Genomic DNA, 11,568 nt, shown 5'->3' with positions numbered 1-11,568 from the left:
GATAACTTCCCCTCATCAGTCGCCTACGGCGACAGCTTCCCCCGAGGGGGAAGCCTATTTCAAAAGGAGCATTTGTATGAAAAAGAAACTTCTCGCACTGGTGTGCGCACTGGCACTTACCTTCAGCCTTGCAGGCTGCGTCATTTCCACCCCGGATACAGTGGGCAAGATCGGCGACTTTGAGGTCACCTCCGGCATGTACCTGCTGGCGCAATACGGTGCCTATCAGCAGGCCGCCCAGCTGGCCGGCACTGATCAGGACGCCACGAACGTGAAAGCCTTTCTGAAAGAGACCATCACCACCGATTCCGACACCGGCGAGACCGCTGTGGTCAGCGACTACGTGGCCCAGAAAACGCAGAAAACGCTGGAAACGCTGGCCGCTGTGGACGCCCGCTTCAAAGAGCTGGGCGGGGAGCTGACCGACGCACAGATCACCACCGCCGACAGCTACGCTCAGCAGATGATGGACAACTACGGCGACACCTACACCGCCAACGGCATTGGCCTGGAGACCCTCAAGGCCTTCGAACGCCTGCAGCTGGAGCACACCGCTCTGCTGGGCCTCATCTACGGCCCGGACGGCGAGACCCCGGTGGCCGACGACGAGCTGACCAGCCATCTGGACGACAGCATGTATGAGATCGGCTATGTGACCATCCCGCTGTACAACACCAGCACCTATGTCTTTGCCGACGACGACCAGAAGGCCGAGATGCTCAGCCTGGCCCAGACCGCTGCTGACAGTGTGAACCTGGCCGAGCCTGAGACCACCAGCGAGCAGGTCAGCAGCCTGACCGCAGCCGCCAAGGCCGCCCTGCCGGACATCTACGCCGTGCTGGATGGCGAGTTCTCGGCGGATTCGGTCAATGTCCAGACCGAACTGCTGACCGAGAGCGACGTGGACACTGCCTTCACCCAGGACGGTGCCGCCGATGCCCTGCGCGGCCTTGCCTACGGCGAAGCCGCCGCCGTGCAGCTGAACGGTTCCAGCCTGATCCTGATGGTGCGTCTGGACCCGCTGAATGTCGCTTCGCTGGACAGCCTGCGGGATACCATCCTGAGCGACATGAAGGGCGACGAGCTGGAAGATGCCCTCGCCGCCTACGGTGCCGAGCTGACCCACAGTCTGGACAGCTCTGCCATGAACAAGCTGCCCGCTTCCAAGATCGACAACAGCAGCAGCTCCAACAGCTGATCATCAAAAATGGCTCCGCGTGCGCTTTGCCATTTACAGTTGAATTTATCTCTTAAAACTGAAAGCCAGAAACACCGGTCGGTGTTTCTGGCTTTCGTTTTGCAGAATTTTATCTTGTCACTTTTGCAAATTCCGCCGCCAGCGCCGCGTTCACCGAGCGCACCGCGTTGGCGTCCGGCTTGATGGCTGTGCGGTCGTAGGTAAACAAGCCGTTCACCTCGTCCTCCACATCGGTGAGCTGGGTGTACACCAGCGCCGAAAGGCCTTTTTTCAGCTGGGGCAGCACGGTGCCCAGTTGCAGCTTTTTGTAACGGGCCGTGAGTTCTTCCCGGCTTTTGGCGGTGCCGTAGCCATAGGTTTTGCCCGGGGCCTCGTGGCCGGGCATGGGCCATGCGATGCCGCCGTACTCGCTCAGGGCCACGGTGCGTTTTTGGGGCCGCACATGCAGCGGGTAGAAGTAGTTGTGCAGGGAGTGCACATCTCCCCCGCCCTGGTCGTACCAGCCGCTGGCCTCGTCCACAAGGCGGGTGTCGTCCCGCGTGCGGAGGGCCTGCACCGCCCCGGCCGCATCGAACTGGCCCCACCCTTCGTTGAAGGGCACCCAGCAGCCGATGCACGGGTGGCACCGCAGCGCGTCTACCGTGGCTTCCAGCTCACGGCGGTATTCTTCCCGGCTTGCATCCTTGCCCCGGCTCAGCAGGCCCCAGAGGGGCTCTGCATCCGGCAGGCGGCGCAGCAGCGGCTGCAGGACGTTGGTCAGGTAGGTGACGAACCAGAGGTTATACGCGCTGCCGCCATTCACCATGTCCTGCCAGACCACAAGACCCAGTTTGTCGCAGTGATAATACCAGCGCTGCGGCTCGATCTTGGCGTGCTTGCGCAGCAGGTTGAAGCCCAGGGCTTTTACTTCGCTGAGCTCCCGCTCCACCGCCGCATCCGAGGGCGGCGTGTACAGTCCCTTGGGCCAGTAGCCCTGGTCCAGCAGACCGTTGAGCAGAATGGGCTGATCGTTCAGGCAGAAGCGCAGCACGCCGTGGGCATCCGGCACGCAGCTCCACTTGCGCAGAGCAAAGTAGCTGTGCACGGTGTCAAAGTCTTCTTCCGGCCCCTGGGTGGTGCCCACGGTCAGGTCGTAGAGGAAGGGCGTGTCCGGGCTCCACGGAAAGAAGTGTTCCGGAGGAATGTCCAGCGTCACTTCGCCGTCGCGGTCGGCGTCGTCGCTGCCCCAGTCCTCAGCGATGGTCACGCCCCCGGCCCGCACCACGGCCCAGAGGTTCGCCGCGCCGCCGGGCTTTGCCGTGTGGGCTTTCACCGTCACGGTGCGGGCGTCGTAGTCCGGGGTGATGGTCAGGGATTGGATGTAATTTTCCGGCACGCGCTCCAGCCAGACCGTCTGCCAGATGCCGCTCTGGGCCGGGTAGAACATGCCGTCGGGCTTCAGGGTCTGCTTGCCTCGGGCCTGGGTGCCGCTGCCGGTGGGGTCCTGCACCGCCACCCACAGGCTGTTGCGCCCGGTGCCGTTCAGCTGGTCGGTGATGTCAAAACTGAAGGGCCAGTAGCCGCCCCGGTGGCCGCCCACCAGATGGCCGTTCACCTGCACGGCGCAGGCGTGATCCACCGCGCCGAAGTGCAGCAGCACCCGGCCGCCTTCGCCCGCAGGCGGGGCAAAAAAGCGGTGGTAGTGCAGCCACTGACCGGGCTGCAGGGTGCGGCCCACGCCGGAGGCTTCCGCTTCCGGGGAATAGGGCACCAGAATGCTGCCGTCCCATGCGGCAGGGTGCTCTGCCGAGGCGGTAATGGCATACTGCCACAGGCCGTTGAGGTTTTCGCAGCTGTCCCGGCGCAGAGCCGGGCGGGGGTATTCGGGCAAAGGATGCATGGTGCCACCACCTTTTTTCATCTGTTGGCTCCATTCTAGCACAGTTTGTAGTGACTAAGCAATAAGATTTAAAATTGTCTCCGCTTCGCTCTGGACGAGTTGTGGCACCCAGCGTCTGCTACGGCCCTTGAGCGGGCCTTGCATCCTGCTGGCCACGGCCCCAACAGCTCCTCCCTGTTTCGGCCGCAGGCCGCAGTCGTCGCCGTTGCAATAATAGCGGAAAAATTATTTTTATATTTGAGTTTTAGAAAAATCTGCGGATTTTTCTAAAACTCTTTTTCACGGGAGGGGTCGCAGTGGGAAACGGCATCTGCTGCACCCGCTCCCCTGCGGGGAGCTGTCGCGCAGCGACTGAGGGGCCTATAAATCGGCGGAACACAAAAAAGCGTTGAGCGAAGCGGCTAGCTTTTTTGTATGGAGCCCTTCTGCTTTGGGGTTTAAAAGGGGCGAGTAGCCCCTTTTTCGTCAGGGGTAAGTGGAGTCCAGAGGATGAGAGGGGCGCATCGAAACGCCCCTCTTGTCCTCTGGCCCAGCGGAGCGTCCCGGCGGCGATGCCCTTTGCAAAAGCCATAAGACCTGCCCCCACTCGAAATCGCACTTTGCGGGAACCCATTCTTAACAAAAAAGCCGCCGCACCAAACGGTACGGCAGCTTTTGCATTTTCGGTTCAGAAAGCCGATGGGGCCGCGCGCTTACTGCTCGTCGTCTTCCTCGTCCTCGTCATCCTCATCGTCGCTGTGCGGCTTGTAGAAGATGCCGCTCAGGAAGATGCTGATGAAGTACAGCAGCACCATGGGGCCCGCCACCATGCACTGGGACACGATGTCCGGCGGGGTGACAACAGCCGCGATGAAGAAAATCAGCACGATGGCAACGCCGCGCACCTGCTTGAGCAGCTGCGGGTTGATAATGCCCATCTTGGAAAGGATGATGGTAATCAGAGGCATCTCAAACACGCAGCCAAAAATGATGAACATGGTCAAGCAGAGGTTGACATAGCTCTCGATACTGGTGGTGGTCTGGATGTACTCTGCACCATTGATGCCGGTGCTGAGGAAACGCAGCATGAAGGGCATCATGAGCTTGTAGGCGAACAGCACGCCCACGCAGAACAGGATCAGGCCCAGCAGCATGACCAGCTTGAAAAAGGCGCTCTCGCTCTTTTTCAGGCCCGGCTTTGCAAATGCATAGATGTGGTAGAACGCCACCGGCACAGTGACCACCACGCCTGCCAGAATGGACACCCGGAAATACTGCATCAGTTTTTCCTGCGGGGCAATGGACACGAACTGGTAATACTCGCGGCCCATGGCAGTGAGCAGATCGATCAGACGGTCGGCGTATGCCAGCGAGACCACAACACCCACCACGAACACCACCGCGCAGATGATCAGCCTGTTCCGCAGTTCTTTCAGATGGCCGGTCAGCGTCATGCTGCCGTCCTCTGCCATTACTTCGGCTTTTTTCTTTTTGCGCTTAACGTTCGTAGCCACAATTACTCCTCGTCTTCGTCCTTCTTGGAAACCTTCTTCTCGGTCTTCTCCTCGGAATCATCGGAGCCTTCCTCGTCCTCCATGCCCTTCTTGAAGCCGTTGATGGTCTTGCCGAACATCTTGCCCAGCTTCGGCAGGTTCTTGGGTCCAAAAATCAGCAGAGCGACGACCAGAATGATCAGCAGTTCGTTAGTACCAATACGCATAATAAAAATCTCCTTTTTACTTTGCCGCGCCGCGTGGCGGGCTTATTGCATGTATCAGGCAACCGCGGGCGCGGGTGCATCCAGTAAGTAATCAGTCCTGCGGCAGGATATCGTTCTGGCGGGGGTCCTCCTCGGGCTGTGCGGCGGCAGGGGCCGCTTCAGCAGCAGGCTGTGCCGGGGCAGCCTCGGCAGCTTCTGCGAGAGCAGCTTCCTCAGCCGGGGCTTCGGCAGGCTGGGCCTTCGGCTGCTGCTCGGGCGGGATGACCGGCTCGGCCTTCTCGGTGGGGGCATCCTCGGCCAGTTCTTCCACCGGCTCCTCGGTCAGGTCCACCACTTCCTCAGCCTCGGCGGCCTTCTTCTCGGCCTCCTCCTTGCTGGTCTTGCCAATGCCGGTAAAGCTCTTGGTCACATCCTTCACGCTGTTGTCGATATCCTTCTTGATATCGGTCAGCGGGGCAACGGCTTCCTTGAGGGGAGCCTGGATCTCATTCAGCGGTTCCACCACGTTCTTCTGGATCTCCTCGGAAGCAGCGCCGGTGTACTTTTTCAGTTCACGCAGCATCTTGCCGATCTTCTTTGCGTAGACGGGCAGCTGATCCGGGCCGATGAACACGAACGCCACGATCACGACCACGACAAGTTCCCAAAAACCAATTTTCATAATGATCCAATTCCTTTCCTGTGCGGGCCGGGCCATCCAGCGCCGATGCTCTGACCGGGGGCGTTTTGCGCCCCGGCAAAGGCAGCCGCGTTTCGGTTTCCCTCGCTGTGTTTCGCCGGTATCCACCTTGGGTCCTGCGCATTTGCGCATTTGTTGCCCTACTTATACCGAAAAGTGGTGAACTCATTCTGAACAATATATGAACTTTTCATGAACGAGTGAGCAAGTAGGGCTTTTTTATCAACAAACGATATTTTTATATGCAATTATTACGTTTCGGACAGTATACAACCGTGGTGTGGTCGGCGGGCCGGAAGTCCAAAATTACGCAAGCGCCTTGTGCAACACTTCCGGACTGACCGAGCACATAAGATTGTAGGCATTCAATACATCCGTGATAGCCTGACGTTCTTCTGGAGTCACTGTATGATCAATATACTCTGTTGTACCATAGTTTTCTCTTTGGAATCTTACGATTACTTCATCTGCACTTAAAAATTCTTTCAACATTTTAATATCAAATTCTTCCACCCATGTCGTACCACGTTCTGCATATTTTTCTATATTATTTATTTTTATGTTTCCCCGTTCTATTTTTTCAAACGCACCAGAATTGTAAGTAAATTTATTATCGCCTGCCCTTATTTTGATTGCATTCATTCTTAAGTCTTTATCTCCTATGTACTCCATTGACATCATCAACATTGGCATATTAATATTTTCTTTCATTCCAATGCACAGCGCTACCACCGATTGACCAGTTTCTTCACACTTTTCAGTATATGGACTAAACCATATTTTTGTATTCTCAACTTTGTCTTGATGCATTTCCAACTTAGCCAGTGCATCCTTGATGCCCAAAATCTGCTGTGCTTCGGCCAGCACAGCAAAATTTGACACGCCAGCCTTAGAAGCATCGTCCAATTGGTTATAAGCATTGACAGCCTTTTCAACTGCACTGCGGTTCTCGCGCGTGACTGTTCCAATCTGTGCAATCAGTGTTTCCACTTCCTGCACAGACGGCGCTGCCGCGAAAGCATTCATCGGCGTCAGCGTCAGAATCATTAACATTGCTAAAATTATGGCCGTGATTTTTCTACGCATTCTATCTGCCCCTTTCATTTATGATTCAACTTCGGTATACGAAATATCTGCAAGCGCCTTTGCGCGCACCCTCTCACTGGCATTCAAGTATAGGTAATACGCGTTCAAAGCATCCGTAATAGCATGTCTATCTTCGTCCGGCATCTCACATTCTACAAAAACAGGTTTTGCAGTATTATACTTTGCAAATGTCAATTGTACTTTATCGGATTTTATAATATCCGCCAAATTATCTATATCGTCTTCCGTCACAAGTCTCAACGCCAGCTCGTCCGCTTTTTCTTTACCATCGTTCACTTCTGCTGTAGTTTTCTGAACTTCCTGCATAAAGCTCTCGCTGTCATAAGTATATCTGTAATTATCTGTATCAATCTCCACTGTATCCATATCCAGATATTCGTCGCCTATATAATTGAATCCCACACACAAATATGGTGGCATCGACGGGCCAAATATATAAAGAACCGGCAAGATACAACTTTCGCCTTTCTCTGCTACTTTATCACAATGCAGACTCACCCCCATCAGGGCATCGCCGCCTTCAAATTCTGTATAAAGAAACTCAAATTCGCTCAATGCATCTTGAAGTTCTTTCGTCTGCTGTTCTTCGTCTGCCGCAATCTGTTTTGTTTCATCTTCTTTCTCACGAAGTATCTCATAGGGCTGTTTTTCTTCCGCTGTGCTTTCGCTTACAGCCGTACTTTTCACCTCGCTAGTGGAACTAGCAGACACCCCCGCAGAATTGCCACAGGAAGTAAACAGAACAATACATACACTTAGCCACGCCATTGCTGCAAGTTTGCATTTTTTCATATTTCCTCCTTTTTTGAAAAGGCAACAATCTTTTCTCTATTATATCATTTTTCAATATGCTGTAAAGGATTCCCATTTCCACAAAAAAGACGCCTGCTATCGGGCATATTGTCCAATAACAGGCGTTCTTATTTCAGATATCAGCTTTTAGCCGCAGCTCTCGCAGTGGTCGCAGTCTTCCTCGATCTTGCCCACGATGGGTTCCGGGTCGATGCCCTGACGGCGGTAGTAGTCGGACAGAGCAGCCTTGACAGCCTGCTCCGCCAGAACGGAGCAGTGCACCTTGATGGGGGGCAGGCCTTCCAGCGCTTCCACAACAGCCTTGTTGGTCAGCTTGAGGGCCTCGTCGATGGTCTTGCCCTTGATCAGGTCGGTGGCCATGCTGCTGGTGGCAATGGCGGCGCCGCAGCCGAAGGTGAGGAACTTGACGTCCACGATCACGTTGTTCTCGATCTTCAGGTACATGCGCATGATATCGCCGCACTTGGGGTTGCCCACTTCACCCACGCCGTTTGCGTCGGGGATCTCACCCACGTTGTGCGGATTTGCGAAATGCTCCATGACCTTTGCGCTATACATGCTTGCCATCTTACTGCTCTCCCTTCAGGCTGAACTGGCGGGCCTTGTTCTGGCCCTGCAGCCACATACAACTCATTGCGCGGCGGCGGGGGATGACCTCCTCCAGCACGTCACACAGATATTTTGCTTCTTCCATGGTGTTCTGCGGGCCAAAGGTGAACCGCATGGAACCATGACCGATCTCCTCGGGCACGCCGATGCTCAGCAGAACATGGCTGGGGTCCAGGCTGTCGGAGTTGCAGGCAGAGCCGGTAGAGGCGCAGATGCCGTGCATATCCAGATCCAGCAGGATGGTCTCGCCCTCCAGACCCGGGAAGCTGATGTTCACGTTGCCGGGCAGGCGGTGCTCCACACCGCCGTTCAGGCGGGCTTCCGGGATGTTCTTCAGGATGCGGTCGATGACGTAATCACGCAGCTGCTGCTCGTGGGCCATGCGCTCGCCCAGATGGGTGGTGGCAATTTCCAGTGCCTTGCCCATGCCTGCAATGCCGGCCACGTTCTCAGTGCCGGCGCGGTGGCGGGCCTCCTGGCTGCCGCCGTCGATCAGGTTCTGGGGCCAGACGCCCTTCTTGCAGTACAGTGCGCCCATGCCCTTGGGGCCGTTGAACTTGTGGGCGCTCATGGACAGCATATCCACGCCCAGCTCCTTCACGTCCACCGGGATGGCACCCACGGCCTGCACGGCGTCGGTGTGCATCCACACGCCGTGCTTGTGGGCGATGGCAGCGATCTCATTGATGGGCTGGATGGTGCCGATCTCATTGTTGGCCATCATGATGCTGACGAGGGCAGTATCGGGGCGGATGGCAGCCTCCACGTCCTCGGGGCGGATATAGCCCTCGGCGGTGGGCTTGATATAGGTGACCTCAAAGCCCAGACGCTCCAGTGCAGCCATGCTGTGCATGATGGCATGGTGCTCGAATGCGCTGGTGATGAGGTGCTTCTTGTTCTGGCGTGCCTTGGTAAAGGCAGAGCCCTTCACGGCCCAGTTGTCCGCCTCGGAGCCGCAGCCGGTGAAGAAGATCTCGGCGGGGGAAGCGTTGATGGCCTTTGCCACCTGTGCGCGGCCGGCGTCCACGAACTCTTTGGCTTCGTAGCCGACGCTGTAATGGCTGCTGGGGTTGCCGCAGGCACCGCTCAGTGCTTCGACCATGACGGCCAGCACTTCCGGCGCGCAGGCCGTGGTGGCGGCGTTGTCCAGATAGACCACTTTCTCCATATTTTCCATCGGAATTATCCTTTCTGGCGGGCGCAGGGCGTCTCTCTTGCGCTCCGCGTCGTCCGGGCATTTGCCCGCAAATTCTCATTTTGACAGAGATAGTTATACCGTATTATCCCCTACTGTGTCAATAGGAATACTATATTTTCGTGATTCAGACTTATTTTTTGCCTTTACCGGTCAGTTTTCCCAGCATTACTTTCCATTTGGGGTAGCCCCAGCGCTTGTCTTCGGCAAAGTCATCGGCCAGTTTCCATGGAAAAACGCTGCCGTCAAAATAGAGACTGCCGTCTTCGTCCACGCGGTCCAGCTTTTTGGGCAGGTAGGCTTCGTCATAGTAGCTCTTGCGGCGGTCGGGCAGCACCCAGTGCAGGGTGCCGTCCGCATCCATGCCGGACGCCCACACGCCGAACACGAAGGTGGCCGCTTCGCCGTAGCAGTGCTGCTCAAAGCGGATGGCACCATCGTAATAGAACTTGATGACCTCCAGCGTACCGGATTCCTTCTTGCCGTCCCGGCCAAGGGTGGGGCGGTAGTCCTGCTGGTAGCGGCAGCCGCAGTGGCTGCCGGCGAAATCTTTTGCGTGGAACGACATGGCAGTTGTCCTTTCTGTTATATGGTATATGCCGTTTTTCTTCACGACCCTTTTCGTGAAAATGCGTTTGGAGTGGCCCGCAGAGCTTGTCGGGGCAAAGCCCCTCCATCTGCTAACGCAGACCGCTCTGCCGCTTAAAAGCCCCACTGGGGCTTTCATTGCTACGCTGCGCTCCGCAAACGCGGTCGCTCCAAACGCGAAATAAAAATAATTTTTCCGCTATTTATGCCCAGAGCGTAAGCGGAGGGCATTTCAATGGTTTTCCTTAAAAATGCCCCTCAAAATCTCCCTCGATCTCATAGGGCCAGCTCAAAATGCCGCCCAGATCATACAGGTTCGTGTAGCCCAGGCTTTCCAGCTTCTGCACGGCGTCGGCGCTGCGGCGGCCGGTGCGGCAGTAGATCAGCCATGCGGCGTCTTTCTCCGGCAGCACCTCGGCGGCGCGGGCAAGTACGCTGCCCAGCGGCAGCAGCTTTGCGCCCGGGATATGCCCCACAGCAAATTCGTCCGGCTCCCGCACATCCACGGCCACGGCCCTGCCCGCATCCAGCAGGCGGATGGCGTCTGCGGGGGTTATCTTCTCACTCATACTCTCACTCCTTGCGATAACGTCTTATCCATCTTATGATAACAGACCTTTTTTGTTTGCACAAGAGGATACCTTTGCAAAAGCCGTGCGGCGTGTTATACTATAAAGAGCAGTAAGGAGAGAATCACCATGAAATTTTCCACCAAAAGCCGCTACGCCCTGCGCCTGATGGCCGAACTGGCCCGCTACGCCCCGGGCACCACCGTCTCGCTCAAGGAGATCAGCGAGCGGCAGAACCTGAGCCTGAAATATCTGGAGCAGATCGTCACCCCGCTGGCCCGCGTGGGCCTTGTGAAAAGCGAGCGCGGCAGTCAGGGCGGCTACCGCCTGACCAAAGCCCCCGCCGACTACACCGCCGGTGAGATCCTGCGCGCCATCGAGGGCAGCGTGGCCCCCATCCCCTGCCTGGGCAGCGAGACCAACGAGTGCCCCATGTCCGAGCAGTGCTTCACCCTGCCCTTCTGGACCGGGCTGGACGAGGTCATCAACCAGTACATCGACAGCGTCACGCTGGAACAGCTGGCCAGCCAGCTGCCCGCCGCCGACACCGCGAAAAAAGAGGGCTGCTGCGGGTGCAGCACGAAAGCTGAAAAATAATGCTTGACATTCGCGTTTGCATCGGCTATAATAATCTAGCATTCAGCGAATGTCACAATTTAGGGGTATAGCTCAGTTGGTAGAGCAGCGGTCTCCAAAACCGCGTGCCGTGAGTTCGAGACTTACTACCCCTGCCACAAACGCACAGGTTCTTCAGAACTTGTGCGTTTTGTTTTGTATGTGCCTGCGGGCCGCTCCAAATGCCTTTTCACCAGAGGGGTCGTGACCGGGAGCTGCATCTGCTGCACAATTTTCTGATTTTCTGAAATTTGTGCTTGACAAGACAGACTTTTTTCGATATAATAAGGCACGTTCCGGCGGTAAGCGCCGCGCGAAACTTGAGCGATCATGGCCCGGTAGCTCAGTTGGTTAGAGCACCAGCCTGTCACGCTGGGGGTCGTCGGTTCGAGCCCGATCCGGGTCGCCATTTGCTGCTATAGCTCAGTTGGTAGAGCGCATCCTTGGTAAGGATGAGGTCTCCAGTTCGAATCTGGATAGCAGCTCCACAGGCAAGCGCCTCGAAGTCTTAGGACTTCGGGGTGTTTTTTTGTTTGCCGTTTCTTTGTTGCATCCATCTGCTTGGCTACTCTGCCCAAAAATGCGGGGAACTTTCCTTCGGAACCGTCAATTGATGT

12 protein-coding genes and 3 tRNA genes are annotated in these 11,568 nt (G+C 56.4%); 5 read left to right on the top strand and 10 right to left on the bottom strand.

Going from position 1 to position 11,568, the window contains the following annotated elements:
• The first annotated feature begins 76 nt into the window (after positions 1-76).
• Positions 77-1,198 (top strand): foldase, encoded by a 1,122-nt coding sequence (locus CGS49_RS05670; protein ID WP_097800910.1) that lies wholly within the window; start codon positions 77-79, stop codon positions 1,196-1,198.
• A gap of 109 nt (positions 1,199-1,307) precedes the next feature.
• On the opposite strand, the gene CGS49_RS05665 is transcribed toward CGS49_RS05670, so the two are convergent.
• The 10 genes from CGS49_RS05665 to CGS49_RS05615 form a co-directional block, all read right to left on the bottom strand.
• Complete coding sequence (locus CGS49_RS05665; protein WP_242975388.1) at positions 1,308-3,098, bottom strand: glycoside hydrolase family 2 protein; 1,791 nt, start codon at positions 3,096-3,098, stop codon at positions 1,308-1,310.
• Between the two features lie 671 nt (positions 3,099-3,769).
• Complete coding sequence (gene tatC / locus CGS49_RS05660) at positions 3,770-4,570, bottom strand: twin-arginine translocase subunit TatC (RefSeq protein WP_097800909.1); 801 nt, start codon at positions 4,568-4,570, stop codon at positions 3,770-3,772.
• A 2-nt stretch (positions 4,571-4,572) separates the two neighbouring features.
• A complete protein-coding gene (gene tatA / locus CGS49_RS05655) occupies positions 4,573-4,776 on the bottom strand; it encodes a twin-arginine translocase TatA/TatE family subunit (RefSeq protein WP_097800908.1) in 204 nt (67 codons plus the stop codon).
• 91 nt (positions 4,777-4,867) lie between these two features.
• Complete coding sequence (locus CGS49_RS05650; protein ID WP_097800907.1) at positions 4,868-5,437, bottom strand: Sec-independent protein translocase subunit TatA/TatB; 570 nt, start codon at positions 5,435-5,437, stop codon at positions 4,868-4,870.
• Positions 5,438-5,761: 324 nt separating this feature from the next.
• On the bottom strand, positions 5,762-6,559 hold the full coding sequence (locus CGS49_RS05645; protein WP_179859035.1) for a hypothetical protein: 798 nt from the start codon (positions 6,557-6,559) through the stop codon (positions 5,762-5,764).
• Positions 6,560-7,354, bottom strand: coding sequence for a hypothetical protein (locus tag CGS49_RS05640; RefSeq protein WP_097800905.1), 795 nt, complete (start codon positions 7,352-7,354; stop codon positions 6,560-6,562). It abuts the gene before it with no gap.
• A 147-nt stretch (positions 7,355-7,501) separates the two neighbouring features.
• Entirely contained in the window at positions 7,502-7,942 is a 441-nt protein-coding gene (gene nifU, locus CGS49_RS05635) for a Fe-S cluster assembly scaffold protein NifU (protein ID WP_097800904.1), read from the bottom strand.
• 1 nt (position 7,943) lies between these two features.
• Positions 7,944-9,161, bottom strand: coding sequence for a cysteine desulfurase family protein (locus tag CGS49_RS05630; protein WP_097800903.1), 1,218 nt, complete (start codon positions 9,159-9,161; stop codon positions 7,944-7,946).
• Positions 9,162-9,312: 151 nt separating this feature from the next.
• Positions 9,313-9,747: a hypothetical protein gene (locus CGS49_RS05625; RefSeq protein ID WP_097800902.1), complete on the bottom strand. Its 435-nt coding sequence runs from the start codon at positions 9,745-9,747 to the stop codon at positions 9,313-9,315.
• Positions 9,748-10,012: 265 nt separating this feature from the next.
• Positions 10,013-10,336 carry a rhodanese-like domain-containing protein gene (locus CGS49_RS05615; RefSeq protein WP_097800900.1) on the bottom strand — a complete coding sequence of 108 codons (324 nt, stop codon included), beginning with the start codon at positions 10,334-10,336 and terminating at the stop codon, positions 10,013-10,015.
• A gap of 129 nt (positions 10,337-10,465) precedes the next feature.
• Here CGS49_RS05615 and CGS49_RS05610 point away from each other — a divergent pair, with 129 nt between their 5' ends.
• The 4 genes from CGS49_RS05610 to CGS49_RS05595 all read left to right on the top strand — a co-directional run bounded on the left by CGS49_RS05610 (position 10,466) and on the right by CGS49_RS05595 (position 11,439).
• Positions 10,466-10,933 (top strand): RrF2 family transcriptional regulator, encoded by a 468-nt coding sequence (locus tag CGS49_RS05610; protein WP_097800899.1) that lies wholly within the window; start codon positions 10,466-10,468, stop codon positions 10,931-10,933.
• Positions 10,934-10,994: 61 nt separating this feature from the next.
• Positions 10,995-11,070 (top strand) — tRNA-Trp (locus CGS49_RS05605).
• A 213-nt stretch (positions 11,071-11,283) separates the two neighbouring features.
• Positions 11,284-11,360: transfer RNA gene (locus CGS49_RS05600), tRNA-Asp, on the top strand.
• Between the two features lie 3 nt (positions 11,361-11,363).
• Positions 11,364-11,439 (top strand) — tRNA-Thr (locus tag CGS49_RS05595).
• Positions 11,440-11,568 lie beyond the last annotated feature (129 nt).

It is taken from the genome of Faecalibacterium langellae, from assembly GCF_002549775.1.
Classification (GTDB): Bacteria; Bacillota; Clostridia; order Oscillospirales; family Ruminococcaceae; genus Faecalibacterium; species Faecalibacterium langellae.
This window is presented reverse-complemented; position numbering and strand designations above follow the sequence as displayed.